Genomic DNA, 19458 nt, shown 5'->3' on the forward strand with positions numbered 1-19458 from the left:
GCAAGGAGTGCCATTGCGTGCTGTGTGCTTGTTATCTTTTACGTAAACTTATGGGAATCAAAAATGAAAACTAAGCTCCCGCTACTTAGCTTAATTGCGGCTGCAACCCTTAGCGCTTGTAGCTCTACCGATAATGCTTTGTACTTTGAACGCACACAGCTAGAACAGGATATTAGCTATCTCGCCAGTGACGACCTCAAAGGCCGCAAAAGCTTCTCTGCGGAAATCGACGTTGCCGCGGATTACATAGCTCAACGCTTTACCAGTATCGGCTTGCAACCTATGCCCGGCGCCAAAGATTTTAAGCAGCAATTTGACCTGCATTCGGTGACGCCAAAGTCTGTAGCAATCACACTGAATAACCAGTCAATTACGCAGGAGCGCGTTGCCGTTGTTTCTCAGTCTGCGGGCTTTTCCTGGCAACAAACCGATGAGCTGACGATCACCCATATCTCAGCTGACACCGATCTTCGTGAACAACTGCGGGAATTAAATCAACAAGGTGGTAACCATCTGGTGCTTGTTGATAAAGCCCACGAAGAAGTCTTCGCTCGGTATCAGAACTATTTCAACAATGGCCTGACTAAGCTCGAACTCAAAGATCAAGGCGCCATGGTCTTGGTACTAGGTCATGAAGGTGAAGTCAGCGAATTAGACGTTAAAGTTGTCAATGAGGTAAAGACTCAGCAACTCACCAATGTTATCGGTATTTTGCCCGGCAAGAAAAAAGACGCCGACGTGGTGCTCTTTAGCGCTCATTATGATCACCTCGGCGAAAGCAAAGGTGATAAGCATGACCACAAGAATGAGGAAGAATCTGAGCAAGACACCATTTATAACGGTGCCAATGATAATGCCTCGGGCACAGGTGCCATGTTGAATCTGGCTCAGCATTATGCCCACCTTGGCGATAACGAACGCACCCTTATGTTTGCCGCTTTCACCGCCGAAGAAATGGGCTTGATCGGCTCTAAACACTTTGCCACCACGCAAAACCCAGATACGATCGCCGCTATGATCAATATCGAAATGATCGGTAAACCCTCTCCATTTGGTAGCGGTAAGCTATGGATGACGGGGGCAGATAAATCTGATTTACAGGCGGTGCTTAACCAAAGCCTGCCGCAAGAGAATCATATTCAGGCCAACCCCTATCCTAAGCTGAATTTATTTTACCGCTCCGATAATGCCTCTTTAGCAGGTATGGGTGTCCCGGCACATAGCTTTAGCTCTACTGACATGGCCAATAACGACCATTACCACACCCCTAAAGACGAGCTGGCAAACCTGGACTTTGAGTCTATCTACAAGTCGGTAACCCTATTGGCAATGGCAAGCAAGCCACTGGTGAGCGCGAAAGCAACCCCTTCACGGGTAGCACCACTAAAAGATAATGCCGAAGGTAAAATTTACTGATCTTAAGTAGTGAATTAGTTATAAGGCGGCCTAAGGGCCGCCTTTTTTATATCCGTAAGATTATTTAAGACAATAAAGAGCGTGAGATGACGCCTGGGCCACTAAACGATAGGCAATAAAAAACCCCGACCATTACTGATCAGGGTTTGTTTATTAGTGGTGCCCAGAGGCGGATAAAATTGTCGGGAACAATTTTAGACAGCGACGGCTGGCCGCTTAGCCTTGGATAAGCGGTGAACTACAGGGAGGTAGTTCACCATCGAACCACCTAAAATAGAAAGCGTGAGATTACGCCTGGGCCACTAAACGATAGGCAATAAAAAACCCCGACCATTGCTGATCAGGGTTTGTTTATTAGTGGTGCCCAGAGGCGGAATCGAACCACCGACACGGGGATTTTCAATCCCCTGCTCTACCGACTGAGCTATCTGGGCAAGAATTAGTTTCTTGTGCTCTAAATTCATCCATGAAGCGAGGTCCTGTCGTCATCCTGACTCCACCTCAACGAACTGCGAAGCTAGGCTTCGGTTTCGTTTCGCCCGACTGAGCTATCTGGGCAATAAAAATGGTACTGTTTAGCACCATATTTAATAATGGTGCCCAGAGGCGGAATCGAACCACCGACACGGGGATTTTCAATCCCCTGCTCTACCGACTGAGCTATCTGGGCAATATAAATGGTGCCTGCTGCCGGAGTCGAACTGGCGACCTACTGATTACAAGTCAGTTGCTCTACCAACTGAGCTAAGCAGGCACACAAAAGTGTGCGTATTCCCGATTGAATCAAGAACACCAAATAATGGTGCCCAGAGGCGGAATCGAACCACCGACACGGGGATTTTCAATCCCCTGCTCTACCGACTGAGCTATCTGGGCGTGCGGCGTATTAAACGGTTTTTAGGGTATCAAGTCAACCATTTTTTAAAATAAACAATTCGTTTGCACACAATTCATGCAAACTGGGATTTATTGCCGAAAATCCCAGCAAATCGCTTATTTTTCAGGTGGTCTGTAACCTTCAATTTCGACTTCTTTACCTTCGAAAAGGAAACCCACCATCTGCTCCTCGAGGAAAGTACGATGCTCAGGATCCATCATATTAAGATGCTTCTCATTGATCAGCATGGTCTGCTTTTGCTGCCACTGTGACCAGGCTTCTTTCGAAATATTATTAAAGATCTTCTCGCCCACTTCACCTGGGTATAACTGATAATCTAGCCCCGGGGCTTCTTTTTGCAATTTTTGGCAAAATACTGTGCGTGCCATATTTATCCTCACCTACGCAGCTGTTTATATTAGTGTCCTAGTTTACCCTAATGCAGAAGCGCTCGCATCTGCCAAGTGACGCTTTAATTGTTTCAACAACTTCTTAGTCGGGGCTGCAAGACCAACCTGAGGCTCGTTATTTAGGTCGTACTCTAGCAATCCACCTTCTGCCAAGCCAGCCGGTGCCTTATCCAACAGCACCACCATGGGATTAATATTGAGCTGGAAATGGGAGAAGATATGAGTAAAGGCTCAAGGTCATGCACCTTACCCTGCCATTGTTGTTGCGCCACATGTTGTTGCGCCTGCTCCTTTTCGGCAAATTCCAAAAAGCAGTGCAGTCCACCCCAAATACCACTGCTGGGCCTTTTCTCCATATAGGTGTGCCCATCAATAACGGGAATTATCATGGTGCAGCTTTTTTTCGGCACCTGCTTTTTCGGCTTGGAATGTGGAAACTCGCCAACCTTATTGTGCTTGAACGCTAAACAGCGACTTTTAAGCGGACAGGGGTCGCAATCAAACTTGCTGCGTGAACATAGACTTGACCCCAAGTCCATCATGGCCTGATTAAACTGGGTCACGCCGTCTTTAGGGGTAAGCTGTTCACTTAGCTGCCACAGCTGATTTTCAACCTTTTTAACCCCATACCAGCCTTCAACCATAAAGCAGCGGGCCAGCACACGTTTAACGTTGCCGTCCAGAATGGGGTGATGCTCGCCTCGCGACAAACTTAAAATGGCTCCGGCGGTGGAGCGACCAATGCCCGGCAGCGCCATCACCTGCTCCAAGGTCTGTGGAAACTCCCCCTGGTGCTCGGCACAAATAAGCTGTGCCGTTTTATGGAGATTTCGCGCCCGCGCATAATAGCCCAGGCCGGTCCAGTAATGCAGCACCTCATCCTCATCGGCTTCGGCCAAGTCTTCTATGGTGGCAAAGCGCGCCATAAAACGATTAAAGTAGGGGATCACGGTAGCTACTTGAGTTTGTTGTAGCATGATCTCCGAAACCCAAACCTTGTAAGGCGTTTTAGCTAATTGCCAAGGCAAGGTTTTACGCCCATATAAGTCGTACCAATCGACGATTTGCTCGGCGAACCAGGTTCGCATCTGCTGAGATAATTCCACTACATTACTCTTTGCTTTTTTAAATTGCGCCCAGTCTATAATTGTGCCGATAAATATCAATAGGCGTTGACTTGTACTTAAGCACACAAGTGGGGATAATACGCACCCATTTTCAATAGGACAGCCACTATCATGAGTGAATCAACACAACAGGCTCTTGCGCAAGCCGAGCGCGAAGGCAAATATATTCGCAAGGTGCGCAGCTTTGTAAAACGTGAAGGCCGCTTAACCAAAGGCCAGGCAGCGTCATTAGAAAAGTGTTGGCCAAGCATGGGCCTAGAACATAAAGACGGTCTACTTGATTTCACCAAGGTATTTGGCAACGACAACGATGTTGTACTGGAAATCGGTTTCGGCATGGGTAAGTCTCTGGTCGAAATGGCTAAAAATGACCCGAACAGCAACTTTATCGGCATAGAAGTACACCGCCCGGGTGTAGGTGCTTGCTTAATGGATGCCGATGCCCAAGGTGTGACGAACCTACGCGTTTTCGAACACGATGCCGTTGAAGTACTGGCGGACTGTATTGCCGACGGCTCACTGGCCAAGGTGCAGCTGTTCTTCCCCGATCCATGGCATAAAAAGCGCCACCATAAGCGTCGCATAGTGCAGCCGGAGTTTGTCGAAAGTCTACGCAGTAAATTGAAAATCGGCGGCGTATTCCATATGGCCACCGATTGGGAAAACTATGCCGAGCATATGCTGGAAGTAATGCAGGCAAACGAAAACTACGCTAATCAGTCGCCAACCAATGACTATGTACCGCGTCCCGACTCGCGCCCGTTAACCAAGTTCGAACAACGCGGCCACCGTCTTGGCCACGGCGTATGGGATCTTATGTTCGAGCGTGTGAAATAAGATGCAGTTGAGTAATCCATCGCAGCTGTTGCTGCGCAGTGATGAGCTATTGAGTGCCGACTCAATTTTAGTGGTTAACTTTAACTGCGATGGTTTCGCTCACCAATTGCGGGCACTTAACCCACAAGGGAATATTTGCCTGTTCAGTTATAATTTTGCCGACGGCCAGTTTGCAAAAAATCAGCTGAGCGGCGCCAATGTCACTACCCTGGTTGCTCATCAGTTACCGGAGCAAAAGTTCGATCTGGTGATTTACTACTACCCTAAGGCCAAGGCCGAAGCCCTGATGACCTTGGATAATATTCGCGCCAGCATCAACGCCGATGCACGACTCTTGGTAGTGGGAGAGAAAAAGGGCGGCGTTAAATCTATCGAGAAACAGCTAAAGGGCCTGGCTCAGGGCCATAAGGTGGACTCAGCCAAGCATTGCCAGCTATATCAATATACGGATATCGACCTGCTAACCGAGTTTGATATTAGCCGCTACCAAAAGAACTTTACGCTGACGCACGATATCGCCGGACAAAGCATAGAGTGCGAGATTGTCAGCCTACCCGGGGTGTTTAACCATGGTCAATTAGATGATGGTACCGCCCTGCTTTTGGATAGCCTGCCCGCTTACCCTAAAGCGAAAAGTCTGCTGGACTTTGGCTGTGGTGCAGGCATTATTGCCAGCTTCTGTGCCAAACGAAACCCCAAGATTAAAGTCACCGGGTTAGACGTTAATGCCCTGGCCGGGTATGCCACGGCGCAAACCTTTGCCGCCAACGACATCGATGGCACAGTGTTACTCAGTGATGGATTGAGCGAAGTAGATAAACGTTTTGACCTGATCATCAGTAATCCACCGTTTCACACAGGCTTGAAAACCGACTATAAAATCACCGAACGTTTCTTTGCCGCAGCCAAGGACCATTTAAACCGAGGTGGCGAGTTAACCCTGGTAGCCAATAGCTTCTTGGCCTACCCTGAGCAACTGCAGATGCAGTTTAAGCATCATGACACCTTGACCAAAACCAAACGTTTTGCCGTATATCAAAACCGCTAAAGCGCTTGCGCCCTATTTTGCCGAGGCAAACATGGGCGTTTATGCACTCGCTTTGCAAGAGTGCAACCGAGCTTAAACTCCCGGCCATCCGCCAACAATAAGTACAGCATTCCACGACGCACCACATACACACCGTTTTGTTGAAAGCGTCGTAAATAACGCCACGCCAATCTCGGATCACAGCTTACAAACACGCTGGTCTCACGGTAAAGCATGCGCTTATCACCACCAAAGCCATTGGTGTAACGAAAGTGCCTAATCGCATCAATCAGCAAGCCGTGTAGATAGCGATTTTTGCGTATTCCTACTTTCCGCCCATAGGGGTTAAAGGCGGTAATGACGCATCCGCTTGCCGCTTTAGGCAGCGGCTGCGCAAACACAAAGCTAGCTTCTTTATAATCATCTAGATAGACATCAAGCAACGCCGGGGCGATACGCTTTATCTCTGGCGTTAACATTCGTCTCTTGCTACCTCGCTTAGTTTAGTGCTTACAATTTAACCATAGTATTGATAATGCTCACACGACGGCAGCATCGACGTTTTTTTGTTTAACTAAATGCAACAAAAGCCGAATAATTCGTAAAAAAACGTTATCAAGCGTAAAAAACACAGTAAAAGTATAAAAATAAAGGAACTTTTTTACAGAACAGTCATCCCATGCTTTGAAGGTAAAAAAGAGAATGATATACTATCTCCTTGGCTCAAAATTCGCCCTTGAATTTATTATTTTTTAAAGGTCGATTTTGAGCGTCTTACCCTAAAGCAAGCAAAGACTTGATGAACAAAGGGTGAGCAAATTCGATTGTATGTCAACAAAGAACGCCGGCTGCAAAATTAGTGTAAATAGTCAAGCAAGGCAGTTGAGTACGTCTAAATTTTATCCAAATTGATTTTACTTGTTAACATTTAGATATACTCCTATAATCGCAAGTATTCGGAGAGTTCCTATTTTCCGGCTTTATGTAAATAATTTATTCCGAAAAGGTTAATAAACAATGCAAACGCCAGTCATTCTGATCGTTGAGGATGAAGATGTTACCCGTCTAAACCTCGTTAGCTTATTCGAAGCTGAAGGCTACAAAGTGATTGAAGCCATTGATGGTGATGATATGCATGACAAACTCACCACCAATGATGATATTAACCTGGTTGTTATGGACATCAACTTACCAGGTAAAAACGGCCTGATCCTCGCGCGCGAGTTACGCCAGAAGCGTAATGTTGGCCTTATTTTCTTGACCGGTCGTGACAACGATGTCGACCGTATTCTTGGCCTAGAAATTGGCGCTGATGACTACATTACCAAGCCATTTAATCCTCGCGAGTTAACCATTCGCGCCCGCAACCTTATTTCTCGCACAGCAGCGAGCAAGGACGATCCGGCGCTAGATTCAGATGGCGTTGTAAACTTTAACGGTTGGGAGCTGGACGAAAACAGCCGCTGCCTAACTTCACCAGCGGGCGAATCTAAGCGCCTACCTAAAGGTGAATATCGTGCACTGCGTCTAATGCTTGACTCACCGGGCCGCATTTTTAGCCGTGAGCAGTTAATTAAACACATGACCGGGCGTGAATTACGTGCCAACGACCGTACAGTGGATGTAACCATTCGCCGTATTCGTAAGCACTTCGAAAGCGACAACAGCACACCGGAGCTTATCAGCACCATCCATGGTGAAGGCTATCGCTTCATCGGCAAGATTGATAATAACTCTTAATCATCCTAATCATCTGCCAAATTAGATAAGAATGACTGAAGGGCCTCGAGCCCTTCTTTTATTTGCTCGTCTAACTCATCCAGCCAGCTTTGACGCTGATCTGGTGCCACTTCAAGACACTGATTTTCCATTTTCTTAGCCTGTAGCTGCACCGCTTTTAAACCCACCGAACCGGCGGCTCCTTTAAGCTTATGGGCCACGGACTTGTACTCCTCAACGTCATCTACGACACTGGCAACCAGCTCTTGTTGATAGCCCGGAGCAAGCTTGGCGAATAGTGCCACGCTGCGTGAAAACGCCGTGACACCCATGGAGTCGAGGAATTCACCAATAATTTCCTGGTCAAGCAGGCGCTCATCAAGATCAAGGGTGGGCGCTACAGTTTGTTGATGCACCAGGCGCTCCGCCGCCACCTGCTGCATACATCCCTGGCCTATGCCAAACAGCTTGGAGAGCATATTATCAAGCTTGGCCGTATTAATAGGCTTGGCAAGCGCCCCTTGAATATTAATGCCTTCCAGCTCTTCTTCGGCGCTGCGTACATTCGCGGTGAGCACCACTATGGGAAGGTGGTCAAACTCACTTTGTTCGCGGATTTCTCTGGCCACCACATCACCGTTGATGTCCGGTAACTGCATATCCAATAACACCAGATCAAGGTCATCCTCGGTTTCCACAAAGGCCAGCGCATCTTCACCGGTTTCCGCCCAGATCACTTCATGGCCGCGCTGCTCCAGTAAATTGGTGGCGATTTCCGCATTCAAAGGCACGTCTTCAACCAGCAAAATATTGAGACTCTTGCACTCATAGCTCTCGATTACCGGAGCACTGGTCAGTTGCAGCGGAATAGAGACGGTAAAAATACTGCCCTCGCCTTTGCGCGAGGTGACCTGAATATCCCCACCCATCGCCGTAACCAGCGCCTTGGTCACCGCCAAGCCAATGCCTGAGCCAATGGCATTGGCACCACTGGCATCCGGCGCTTTATAATACATGTCAAAAATATGGCTAAGCTGATCGTCCGGGATACCGATACCGGAATCGCGCACCGTCAGAACTAAGCTGTGGTCCTCACCGAGCTGCTGATGCTCACAAAGCAGGGACACCCCACCCTCAGTGGTAAACTTAACGGCGTTATTAATCAGATTCCACAGCACCTGACGCAGGCGCGTTGGATCGACTTGCGCATATACATTGAGCTCCCCTAAGCGCTCGATGTTGAATGACAACTCTTTTTGCGCGGCGATCAGGGTTCCGAAGTTGACCACGTCATTGATAAAGTCGGCAACGCTGACCGGCTCGGTCACTATATCCAGCTGCTCACGGTCGATTTTATCCAGGTCGATAATATCGTTGAATATATTACCCAGGGTTTCGGCGCTGGAAAACACCGTATTACACCAGCTACGTTGTTGCTTGCTAAGCTCGGTATCGAGCAGCATACGCGTTAAACCGACGATGCCATTAAGCGGCGTACGCAGCTCATGAGACAAGGTGGCGATAAATTTACCCTTGTCTTTATAGGCGGTCTCCAGCGCTTGTTCCGCTTCTTTACGACTGGTGATATCCCGTCCGAACGCCAACAAGCCGATATACTCGCCTTTATCATTAATAAACGGCAGCTTGCGCATCTCAAACCAATACTGTTCACCATCTACCGGATATTGCACATCGACTGTGACCGCTTCATGTGTAGACTCGACCTGGCGATCGGTTTTTAACACCGCCGGTAATAGTTGTGCTGGATAGATGTCTTCGGCTTTCTTGCCAATAAGCTGGTCCGAACTGCGGTTCATCACCTTTTCAAACATCTTGTTGCAGCCGGCGAACACCCCTTGGCGGTCACGGTAATAAAAAAGGTCAGGAGAGGAGTCGACAATGGAGCGCAGCAACATGCCCTGCTCCGCCAATTCAACCTGGGTTTTCTTACGCTCGGCAATTTCCCGGCGCAATTCATCGATAGCGCGATACTTGGCATTAAGGGCCATCTTCCGCTCATCGATCTCTGTGTTAAGAAGGCGGATATTGTCTTTTAATGATTGGTTGAGCAGCTTCTCTTGCTTGGTCGCCGTCTCTAGGTATTTTTGTGAGTCTTGTAGTTGCGCCACGGATTGCAGCACCACCATGATCACCAAAGGCGCTGCCACGGCGGTAAAAAACACCACCGCCAGGACGTCCAAGAGCATGATTTCGCCGGTGGCCACATAATAATACATGGCGCTGAAAATCAGCGCCGCAACTATGAACACGCCATATACGATGGCGCCGGCATACCAAGTCCCGAAGCGTATTAGGAGATTTGTTAAAACACGAACCCAAGGGCTCAGGGATGAGTCAATCATAAAAAAAGGGGTTTTGCTACAAAACCCCTATATTGTAATCAACTTAGAGTGCCTTTGGCAGTATCTGCGTCGAGATTCTTGCGAATGAGCATACGCCCATGCGTTTACCGCCTTTTACTAACACCCCTTTGCGCATATTGCTGGCGCCGCTGGCGCTGAGTGTCAGCTCATAGCTCTGGCTATCTATATCACTGGTACCGCCGGCGGTTGCCGCCCCGGTATTACACTGCATTTGCCCAAGCTTGTGGTAGTTAGCGCGGCTAAATGGTGTCGATGAATTCACTAACGGACCGGCACTGGTGGTGTTAACTGCCTGCTTCCAAGGGGCTAGCTCAACATTAACCACGCCGCCGCGCATGCTGATCTTATCCTCATGAGTTAGGAAGTAGCTGTCGAAAGGACCATATTGCATCGCCCCCGACATGGAGTCCTGGCTTTGACGCAAATCGCCCAACCATAGGCCGCCTTCACCAAATACCTGAATCTCAATATCGTCCTTATCGCCGTCGCTAATACGATCGACACGTGCGTAACTGTTACTATCAAGACCAAATATCATTGAGCTTGCGCTCTGAACGCCGGCCTTAATTAAGCGCGGCTGTTTACCATGGCGCGCCACCTGCGTATCTAAGGTACCCCAAGGGAAAAGATCCAACACACCAGACTGAAGGTAACTGAGTTCTCTGCTATTGGTTACCGAAATACAGTCTACTCCCAAGCGACAGGCCTCAAAGCCATTGCCATAAACTATTGGGTCTTCTGTTAAAACCTGCACACCTTCACCGGACAAAATAGTGGCGTTACGACCACCACCCACCAGGGCATTAACCGCTTCGCCTTGAGCCGCCACCAACAATTGGCCCTTAGCCGTCATCTCTTTGATCTTGCTTAAAAGCTCGCTGGGCTGATTGGCATTTTGATAAAACGCTTGATATAGCAGCAAGGGGCTGGAATCGGCAATAAACAGTGCATCGGAACGGCGCAGTAAATCATATAGCTGCTCCGGGTCGCGACACAGCTTTTGCTGCTTTTGATATAACTGTGGATACAGGGCATCACGGCGGAAGCTCGCCAGACGCGAAACCTGATACTCGGCAAGATCAGCGCACAGCGCCGAGTCGTTGGCATTGATCACGGTTTGCATTGCGCCGTCGATGGCCAGCCAGTGCGCTTCAAAACCCAGCTGTTCAAACAGGCTTTGATAATAATCGACGTCCCGATAAGGGTCACGACTTCCACCGGTTACAAAGGCAATACGCGGCTTACGTTTTGCATCGGCAATGCCTTGTGCGGCACTGAAAAGCTCGGCAAAAGCGTCTTTCGTTACCCAGTCACGGGTGCCATCAATATCGACCTGCGGCTTTAAGCGGCGCTTATTACTTGCCTGCTTTTGCTCAAGCAGGTCAAAAAAGTTTTGCTGCTCAAAACCAAACAAGTTGAACCAATATTCCCGTGCGGTTTCCTCGCTGTTGCTCAACTTAAAGTCGCTGCGACGCAGGTAACGCTCGAATTCTTGCTGACTAAAGGCTTCATTGGCAAAATGTTGTTGTGCCTTTGTTAAGATTTCTACAGCCTGTTTGCGGATTTCCGGCTGTTCTGTCCAGGCCATATCAACAATGCGCTCTAGGCCTTCATCTGTGATCATGAAAACCGGCTGTTGTTTGTAGCTGTTCTTACTCAAGCGTTCGCGAGATTCGCTGTTGCAGTAACGCAATCGTTCACTGGAGCACACTTGTAGATCATCGGCCATTAGCAATAACTGGGGTGCAGCTTGAGCGCTAACGCTACAGCTACCTAGCATTGCCAGTGAGGCAACTCTTAATAGAAATGATTTCATGGGACTGGTCATTATTATTATTTTGCAAGTTACGGGTTAAAAGCAGGTTTAAAGCAACACAGAATATTAACAATGTTTGCAGTGTATGGGAATAGTTACACATTTTTATTATTAACAAGGCGCTGCTTTTGCATGCAGTATTAGTTATAGCACGTGTACACTCCACTTTTGCTAATTTTCAGGTAGAATACCGGGCTTTTCAGTATTACCTATGAGGAAGGCCATGCAAAACGCCATGCCAGATATTGCTAACACGAGCTCTGCTCCCGTTCAAGAAACATTAGAATGGGTGGGGATGAGTGATATTGAGCTGCCGCTGCTGGTCGAATCCGATGGCCTTACGCCCGTAGTCGTTAACGCTAAAGCCCAGGCTTTTGTTAACCTAGTCGACAAAAATGCCAAGGGCATTCATATGTCCAGACTGTTTTTAGCGCTTGATGAACTCTCTGGCGCTCCTGCGGTAACACCTTTAAATATTAAGGCCACACTGGATAAGTTTATCAGTTCGCACTGCGATATTAGCTCACAAGCACGCATTAGCCTGGCCTTTGATTTACCGCTTCGCCGCCCGGCGTTGTTAAGCGATAACAGTGGCTGGAAGTTTTACCCCATTGCTATAGATGCGCGTATCGACCAAGGTAAACTTGACTTTGAAGTTGGCCTTAAGGTGACCTACTCGTCAACCTGCCCTTGTTCGGCGGCTCTGGCACGACAGCTTATCCAAGCTAATTTTGCTCGCGACTTCGATGCCAAAGAGCTGAACTTTGCCGATGTCCACGCCTGGCTTGGAAGCAGCGAAGGGATCAGTGCCACCCCTCACTCACAGCGCTCGGTAGCCGAAGTGAAGGTGCGCTTGGGTGCGCAAGTGTCGACATTCAACTTTTTGGCGCTCATCGATGCCATCGAAAACACGCTGAAGACCCCGGTTCAAACCGCGGTTAAGCGTGAAGACGAGCAGGAGTTTGCCCGCCTTAATGGTGAAAACCTGATGTTCTGCGAGGATGCGGCGCGTAAAATCAAATCAACCCTTAATCAGCGTGACGACCTGCACGACTTTTGGTTGCGTATTAATCACTATGAGTCGCTACATGCTCATGATGCCGTAGCCATTGCCACCAAAGGAGTCGCCGGCGGCTATCAGCCTTAACCTGAGGCAAACGCAGAACCTGCGCCAAAGCAAGAATCAAGGTTAAAACTTCAGGCACGTTTATTGCTTTACAACGGAAGTGTCAAATATTCGTTCTGGAGTAACTCATGGAATTCGCGCTGTTATCAATTCTCGTCTTAGTGGTTATCGCCTCGGTGATGGCCTCTAAGTTCACCGATAATAACGAAAACCCCTACCCATTCGTACGTAAAAAGGAAATGTACACTCAGGTCGAAAGCGCTTTTCTTTCTTTATTAGAGCGCGCCGTAGGCGATAACTATCGTATCGTCAGCCGAGTAAAATTGACCGATATCATCGACTGTAAGTCTGGGCTTAGCAATAAGTCAAAACGCATCGCCCTCACCAAGCTTAAAAACAAGCAACTGGATTATGTGCTGCTTGATAAATCTAAGCTCACCATAGTCGCCGCCGTGGATCTGGTAAATAACGCCAATAAGGGTGGCCACAAGGCCCAGCGCGACTGGTTTGTCAGCGGCGCCCTGGAAACCGCGGGCATCCCACATATTCGCATGAAGGTTAAAAGCGGTTATCGTACCGAGGATGTGCGTAACGCTATCTTATTTAAGCTGGGTAAGAATGAAACCGGCAATACACGCAAATCGGCCAACCCGCCAGTGCTATCGCCTTCACAAGCCAAGGTACAAATGCAGAGCCCTGCCATCAATTCCGCAACCCAGTTAGCGGAGATTTAATGCCATATCGACCCAGCCTTTGGTATACTAAAGGCTGTTTTTGCCAATAAGTTAGAGATGCTATGAAAGTAGGTATTATCGGCGCAATGGAGCCGGAAATTGCAATTTTACGTGAGCAGATGAGTAATGTTGATGTACTCGAGCAAGGTGGTTTTACCTTTTATCACGGGCAATTAAACGGCCAAGAAGTGACCTTGGTGCAATCGGGTATCGGTAAGGTTGCCTCTGCCGTTGCCACCACTATTTTAGTCGAACATTTCCATCCGGATTGTGTTATCAACACGGGCTCTGCCGGTGGCTTTGATCAGCGCCTGGCGGTAGGCGATGTCGCCATTGCCAATGAGTTGCGCCATCATGACGTCGATGTCACTGCTTTTGGTTATGAATTTGGTCAAGTGCCACAAATGCCAGCCGCTTTCACGTCTCACCCAGAATTAGTAAAAGTTGCTGAGCAGTCAATTGCCGAACTGGCTCAGTGTCAATCATTGGTTGGCCTGGTCTGTACCGGTGATTCCTTTATGTGCGATCCGGCGCGTATCGAGAAAACCCGAGCCCAGTTCCCGAACATGTTGGCGGTAGAAATGGAAGGCGCGGCCATTGCCCAGACCTGTCACCTACTCAAGACGCCTTTCGTCGTGATCCGCTCGCTGTCTGATATTGCCGGTAAAGAGTCGCCAGATTCATTTGAAGCCTACCTCGAGGTAGCGTCGAAGAACTCATCGGCCATGGTGATGGCAATGTTAACTAAACTTAGTGACGTTAGCCTATAAATGCAGCTGGAGGCATTGAGCAATCACCTTGAGTTATTGCTGTTATTGGCAGCCATCGCCTTAGCGCGATGGCTGCCGCTGCCCTCCTGGTATCACCCCTTTACTCTGCTGCGACTGGCTTTTAGTAATCTCGTTGCCCGTACCTATGCAGCAAATCACAGCAGCGCTTACCTGGGCCTAGCGGCTGTATTAAGTATTGCTCTGTGTGTATTGTTGCCACTGTTGGCACTGACACTGTTTTCCCAACTGGTGTTCTATCCGGAACTGTTCTCGGCGTTGGTGCTGTATCTATGCCTTGGTGATGCGCCGCTGCGCCTAACCAGTAAACGCATAGCCCAGGCATTGCTGCAACAACGCAAGTCCCTGGCCCGGGCACTCTTAAGTAAACTGAGTAATCGTGATGCCGAGCGGCTAACAGAGCAGGGAATTGCCAAAGCCAACATTGAAATTCTGGTGCTGCGCATGCTGCACGACTACTTCACCCCCTTGCTGCTATATTGCCTAGCCGGCTATCAGGCCACCTTTGCATACGCCCTATTATGGCAACTACATCAGGCCATGCGTGAGCATGCCTCAGCGGACAGCCATTATCTATTCGCCAGTAAGTGGTTACTTTCACTTTGCCAACTACCAGCGCTTGCGCTATATTTATTGCCCATGTTGTTAAGCAAGTATGGAACGGTCGCCTGGCGTTTTATACGAAAATATGGACAGCATTTTTACCATCGCCCCAGCGGCTGGATACTGAGTGTCTTTAGTGCAACATTGCAGATACAACTAGGCGGACCGGCCTACTATCATGGAGAGCGCTTCGAGCGTATGCGCGTTGGTCTCTACCGCCAGCCCGAAGCAGGCGATATCCAGGCAGCCCTGAGGACTCTTGAGGTTATTAATGGGCTTTGGCTGCTGGTTATCATCACCGTGTCTTTATTTTTTACATAAAAAAGCCACCTCAAAGGTGGCTCAGTGATTATTTAGCACGGCGGCTCTTAATTAGGCCAATGTAACCTTGGCAAAGCGTCGTTTACCAACCTGGTATACGGCGGTACTGCCTTTAGCTATCATCAACTTGCTGTCGCTGACCTTAGTTTCACCGTCAATTTTCACTGCACCCTGTTTGATCATACGGATCGCCTCAGACGTACTGGCAACCAGTTTGGCATCCTTTAACAGCGCCGTAATCATCATCTCGGCATCGGCACAAGGCAATGTTTGCTCTTCGATGTCATCGGGCAAGGCATTTTTAGAAAAGCGCTTGGTGAAATCGTCATGAGCCTGCTGCGCCGCCTGCTCATCGTGGAAGCGGGTGATAATTTCCTTCGCCAGCGCAATTTTGATATCACGTGGGTTAGTGCCATTGGCGACATCCGCCTTTAATGCCTCGACTTGCTCTAGGCTCAGGGCACTTAATAATTCGTAATAACGCCACATTAGATCATCGGAGATAGACATCATCTTGCCGAACATATCCTCGGGAGAGTCGGTGATACCGATATAGTTACCCAAAGATTTCGACATTTTTTGTACGCCATCGGTACCTTCCAGCAATGGCATCATTAGCACTGTTTGCGGTTTCTGACCTTCATCTTTTTGCAGCTCGCGACCCATTAGCAGGTTAAAGCGCTGATCGGTACCACCGAGCTCGACATCGGCTTTTAGCGCTACCGAGTCCCATCCCTGTACTAAAGGATATAAAAACTCGTGAATAGCAATTGACTGACCATTAGCATAGCGTTTTTTAAAGTCATCTCGCTCAAGCATACGTGCTACGGTCTGTTTGGCCGCGAGTCTGATCATTCCAGCCGTGCCTAACTGTTCCATCCACTCGGAGTTAAAGGCAATGGTGGTTTTCTCAGGATCAAGGATTTTAAAGACTTGCTCTTTATAAGTTTCGGCGTTAGCTAACACATCTTCACGGGTTAAAGGCTTACGAGTTACATTTTTACCCGTTGGGTCACCTATCATGCCGGTAAAGTCACCGATCAAAAAGATGACTTCATGGCCTAAATCCTGGAAGGTTTTAAGCTTATTGATAAGCACGGTGTGGCCTAAGTGAAGGTCCGGTGCCGTTGGATCAAAACCAGCTTTAATTCTTAGTTTTTTCCCCGACTTAAGTCGTTCTGCCAACTCGTCTTCGAGTAAAATTTCCTCAGCGCCGCGTTTAATTTCTGCCAACGCCGTCTGCAAGTCTGTCATTTATTTCTCCGATAAAATATGTGCTAACCGCGCGATTCTAGCGCACTTTGGCGCCGGTTTAAATGCACAAAACACTGGTATTTTGGCATTATTAGATATATGCTCAGCCTTTGGCTAAGTTTGTTTTCCTAAACGGCGAAAAAGGTAGGTTATGGTTAGCGTGGTACACAAGCTCCCCAAAAAACACAAATTGCTCATTGTGGGCTTCTTGGTGACTATTGTTACCCTGATGCTTATACCCACGGAGCGCGCTACAGCCTCAAAAGATAACGATGCCAAACCGCTCGAGGTAGGCAAACGCTACGAGTTGCAAATCAAACTCGAAGATGAAGAAAAAATAGCCGACTTAAACTCAGCCGAAGAAGCACTTTCCTTACCTAGCTACGAACACAGCGACTTTGAAGTTAAAAACGGCGACAGTCTGGCTGTCATTTTTAAGCGCGCCGGCTTCTCAGCACAAACTCTGCACAAACTTGTTAATACCAACGAAGAAACCAAGAAACTAACCAAGATTCATCCTGGTGAAGTACTTAGCTTTGCAAAAAATGAGCAAGGCGAACTCCAACAGTTAAAGTATGTGCTTAGTAAAACCGACACCCTGTTTGTCACTTTGAATGACGAAGGTAGTTACGATACCGCCATCGACTCTAAAGAAATTGAAACCTTAACCAAGTCGGCCTCCGGCTCGATTAACGGCAGTTTCTGGACCGCGGGTATCAGCGCCGGTCTTAGCGAAAAGCAAATTATGAATTTTGCCACCATTTTTGGTTGGGATGTGGACTTCGCCAACGACCTGCGTAAAGGCGATCAATTCAGCTTAATTTATGAAACTCACCACGTAGATGGTGAGTATATCGGCACGGGTAAGATTCTAGCCGCCGAATTTATTAACCAAGGTGAGCGTTATGCCGCGGTATTGCATAGCGACGGTAACTTCTACACCCCGCAGGGCCGCAGCATGAAAAAAGCCTTCTTACGTGCGCCGGTTAACTTTAAATATATCAGCTCGAGCTTTAACCCTCGTCGCCTGCACCCGGTCACGAAAACGGTTAAGCCACACCGTGGTATCGATTATGCTGCGAAAACCGGTACTCCCGTGGTTGCGGCGGGTAATGGTCGCGTGATCAAGGCCGGTTATAACCGCTTTAATGGTAACTATGTCTTTATCCAGCACGGCAATACCTATGTGACCAAGTACCTGCACCTGCATAAGCGCAAGGTTAAACAGGGTGCAAAGGTTAAACAGGGTCAGTTAATCGGTACCGTAGGTGCCACGGGCCGGGTTACCGGTGCGCACTTGCACTATGAGTTCCTGGTTAACGGTGTTCATCGCAACCCTAGAACGGTTAAGCTACCTAAATCAGAACCGCTACCGGCAAGTGAACTAGCCAAGTTTAAGCCGATTGCCGATACCTTATTGGCGCAATTGGAGCGTGAACGTGAAATTCAGCTGGCCATGAACAGCAACTAATGAGCTCGGTACAAATATAAAAAAAAGCACCCTAGGGTGCTTTTTTTTATGCCTGTGAACTAGCGGTTAAAGGCCAAATACAGCAGTTGCAGTATCAGGCTAATGGCCACCAGGGGGATGATATACTTTCGAAACCGCGCCATTTTATCGAGCCCCATTTGCTGCTGGTAGCGCTCCAATAATGGCACTGCAATGGCCAGCGCCACAAACAAAACAATGATAATTACTATCGCATTCATGCTGAGCTTCTCCTTCAAATATACTTACCTTATAACAGCTCATCATCTAAATGCCCACCCCTTGGGTGCCCTTGCTGGTGCCCTTACAGGCAGCAACAGACAGGCATAAAAAAGCGCACCTTAGTGAGTTCACAACCAAGGTGCGCAATGGCTAGGAAGAGCCAATTAACCGATGTTAGCCAACTAACGCAAGCAATATACCCGCGGCCACCGCACTGCCCAGAACTCCTGCAACATTAGGGCCCATGGCGTGCATAAGTAAGAAGTTATGCGGGTTATTTTCAAGCCCCACCTTGTTTACCACCCGTGCCGCCATCGGCACCGCAGACACACCTGCGGCACCGACCAGAGGGTTGATTGGCGTTTTCGAAAAGCGATTTAACGCCTTGGCCATAAATACCCCAGAAGCGGTGCCGATTGAAAATGCCAGCGCTCCCAGTGCCAAAATACCCAAGGTTTCCACGGTTAAAAACTTATCCGCAGCCAGTTTTGAGCCCACGGCCAGACCTAAAAAGATGGTGGTTATATTGATCAGCTCATTTTGTGCCGTGCCGCTGAGACGGTCCACCACCCCACTTTCGCGCATTAGGTTGCCCAGACAAAACATGCCAACCAGGGGTGCCGCCGCCGGCAAGAACATGGCGGTCAGCGCCAATACCATCAGTGGAAAGATGATTTTCTCTTTCTTCGATACCACACGCAGCTGCGGCATTTCTATTTTGCGCTCCTGCTCCGATGTCAGTGCGCGCATGATCGGTGGCTGGATAATGGGCACCAAGGCCATATAGGAATAAGCGGCGACGGCTATGGCGCCGAGCAAGTCTGGCGCTAACTTAGAAGCTAGGAAGATCGCCGTAGGACCATCGGCACCACCGATAATGGCAATGGCCGAGGCATCCTTCATGGTGAACTCAAAACCGGGCACATAATTTAGGGCGATGGCACCAAACAAGGTGGCAAAGATACCAAACTGCGCCGCCGCACCCAGTAACAACATACGCGGATTAGCAATAAGGGCGCTAAAATCGGTCAACGCCCCAACCCCCATAAAAATCAGTAGAGGGAATACCCCGGTATCTATTCCGACATGGTAAACGTAATAGAGAATACCGTTGGGGTCGGCCATGCCGGCCACCGGGATATTGGTGAGCAGAGCGCCAAAACCTATGGGCACTAAAAGCAAGGGCTCGAAATTGCGGGCTATGGCCAAATACAGCAACAAACAACCCACCGCTATCATGATCAACTGAGCAACCGAGAAGTTGGCTATGCCCGTGGCTTGCCAAAGATTAACTACACCTTCCATAGT

Annotated in this window: 16 protein-coding genes, 4 tRNA genes and 1 pseudogene; 9 read left to right on the plus strand and 12 right to left on the minus strand. The window is 48.6% G+C overall.

All coding sequences use genetic code 11. The features are described 5' to 3' along the window. Positions 1-63: 63 nt before the first annotated feature. Complete coding sequence (locus C2M29_RS15195) at positions 64-1416, plus strand: M28 family metallopeptidase (protein WP_105190592.1); 1353 nt, start codon at positions 64-66, stop codon at positions 1414-1416. Positions 1417-1774: 358 nt separating this feature from the next. Here the strand turns inward: C2M29_RS15195 and C2M29_RS15200 are convergent. The 6 genes and pseudogenes from C2M29_RS15200 to mutY form a co-directional block, all read right to left on the minus strand. After that, positions 1775-1850, minus strand: a tRNA-Phe gene (locus C2M29_RS15200). Positions 1851-2010: 160 nt separating this feature from the next. Beyond that, positions 2011-2086, minus strand: a tRNA-Phe gene (locus tag C2M29_RS15205). A gap of 8 nt (positions 2087-2094) precedes the next feature. Beyond that, positions 2095-2170, minus strand: a tRNA-Thr gene (locus tag C2M29_RS15210). 46 nt (positions 2171-2216) lie between these two features. Beyond that, positions 2217-2292, minus strand: a tRNA-Phe gene (locus C2M29_RS15215). A gap of 117 nt (positions 2293-2409) precedes the next feature. Further along, positions 2410-2682: an oxidative damage protection protein gene (locus C2M29_RS15220; protein ID WP_105190593.1), complete on the minus strand. Its 273-nt coding sequence runs from the start codon at positions 2680-2682 to the stop codon at positions 2410-2412. 42 nt (positions 2683-2724) lie between these two features. Next, positions 2725-3791: pseudogene (gene mutY, locus C2M29_RS15225) on the minus strand (A/G-specific adenine glycosylase). Between the two features lie 150 nt (positions 3792-3941). Between mutY and trmB the strand changes: the two are divergent. Further along, complete coding sequence (gene trmB, locus C2M29_RS15230) at positions 3942-4667, plus strand: tRNA (guanosine(46)-N7)-methyltransferase TrmB (RefSeq protein WP_105190594.1); 726 nt, start codon at positions 3942-3944, stop codon at positions 4665-4667. Position 4668: 1 nt separating this feature from the next. Beyond that, on the plus strand, positions 4669-5715 hold the full coding sequence (locus C2M29_RS15235) for a methyltransferase (protein WP_105190595.1): 1047 nt from the start codon (positions 4669-4671) through the stop codon (positions 5713-5715). Here C2M29_RS15235 and C2M29_RS15240 read toward each other — a convergent pair. Beyond that, positions 5712-6173 (minus strand): DUF3293 domain-containing protein, encoded by a 462-nt coding sequence (locus tag C2M29_RS15240; protein WP_105190596.1) that lies wholly within the window; start codon positions 6171-6173, stop codon positions 5712-5714. The two genes, C2M29_RS15235 and C2M29_RS15240, sit on opposite strands and share 4 nt — an antisense overlap. A 538-nt stretch (positions 6174-6711) precedes the next feature. Here C2M29_RS15240 and arcA point away from each other — a divergent pair. Beyond that, positions 6712-7434, plus strand: coding sequence for a two-component system response regulator ArcA (arcA, locus tag C2M29_RS15245; RefSeq protein ID WP_105190597.1), 723 nt, complete (start codon positions 6712-6714; stop codon positions 7432-7434). A gap of 5 nt (positions 7435-7439) precedes the next feature. Here arcA and arcB read toward each other — a convergent pair whose 3' ends face one another. Together arcB and C2M29_RS15255 are read right to left on the minus strand one after the other, a co-directional pair. Beyond that, positions 7440-9776 carry an aerobic respiration two-component sensor histidine kinase ArcB gene (gene arcB / locus C2M29_RS15250; protein ID WP_105190598.1) on the minus strand — a complete coding sequence of 779 codons (2337 nt, stop codon included), beginning with the start codon at positions 9774-9776 and terminating at the stop codon, positions 7440-7442. Between the two features lie 43 nt (positions 9777-9819). Continuing rightward, positions 9820-11613: a hypothetical protein gene (locus tag C2M29_RS15255; protein WP_158684746.1), complete on the minus strand. Its 1794-nt coding sequence runs from the start codon at positions 11611-11613 to the stop codon at positions 9820-9822. A 223-nt stretch (positions 11614-11836) separates the two neighbouring features. Between C2M29_RS15255 and folE2 the strand changes: the two genes are divergently transcribed. The 4 genes from folE2 to C2M29_RS15275 all read left to right on the plus strand — a co-directional run bounded on the left by folE2 (position 11837) and on the right by C2M29_RS15275 (position 15185). Next, entirely contained in the window at positions 11837-12760 is a 924-nt protein-coding gene (folE2, locus tag C2M29_RS15260; RefSeq protein ID WP_105190600.1) for a GTP cyclohydrolase FolE2, read from the plus strand. A 107-nt stretch (positions 12761-12867) separates the two neighbouring features. Beyond that, positions 12868-13473: a DUF2726 domain-containing protein gene (locus tag C2M29_RS15265; RefSeq protein WP_105190601.1), complete on the plus strand. Its 606-nt coding sequence runs from the start codon at positions 12868-12870 to the stop codon at positions 13471-13473. 62 nt (positions 13474-13535) lie between these two features. Next, on the plus strand, positions 13536-14243 hold the full coding sequence (mtnN, locus tag C2M29_RS15270) for a 5'-methylthioadenosine/S-adenosylhomocysteine nucleosidase (protein ID WP_105190602.1): 708 nt from the start codon (positions 13536-13538) through the stop codon (positions 14241-14243). Next, positions 14244-15185 (plus strand): cobalamin biosynthesis protein, encoded by a 942-nt coding sequence (locus C2M29_RS15275; protein ID WP_105190603.1) that lies wholly within the window; start codon positions 14244-14246, stop codon positions 15183-15185. Between the two features lie 51 nt (positions 15186-15236). On the opposite strand, the gene tyrS is transcribed toward C2M29_RS15275, so the two are convergent. Then, positions 15237-16439 (minus strand): tyrosine--tRNA ligase, encoded by a 1203-nt coding sequence (gene tyrS / locus C2M29_RS15280; RefSeq protein ID WP_105190604.1) that lies wholly within the window; start codon positions 16437-16439, stop codon positions 15237-15239. Between the two features lie 151 nt (positions 16440-16590). Here tyrS and C2M29_RS15285 point away from each other — a divergent pair, with 151 nt between their 5' ends. Next, entirely contained in the window at positions 16591-17910 is a 1320-nt protein-coding gene (locus C2M29_RS15285) for a peptidoglycan DD-metalloendopeptidase family protein (protein ID WP_105190605.1), read from the plus strand. Positions 17911-17969: 59 nt separating this feature from the next. Here C2M29_RS15285 and C2M29_RS15290 read toward each other — a convergent pair whose 3' ends face one another. Then, positions 17970-18149 carry a hypothetical protein gene (locus tag C2M29_RS15290; protein WP_105190606.1) on the minus strand — a complete coding sequence of 60 codons (180 nt, stop codon included), beginning with the start codon at positions 18147-18149 and terminating at the stop codon, positions 17970-17972. Positions 18150-18324: 175 nt separating this feature from the next. Continuing rightward, the gene (locus tag C2M29_RS15295) at positions 18325-19455 is read right to left on the minus strand and encodes a sodium ion-translocating decarboxylase subunit beta (RefSeq protein WP_105190607.1); all 1131 of its coding nucleotides are present in this window, start codon (positions 19453-19455) and stop codon (positions 18325-18327) included. Positions 19456-19458: the final 3 nt, after the last annotated feature.

This window comes from Pseudoalteromonas sp. T1lg48 (assembly GCF_002964785.1).
Classification (GTDB): Bacteria; Pseudomonadota; Gammaproteobacteria; order Enterobacterales; family Alteromonadaceae; genus Pseudoalteromonas.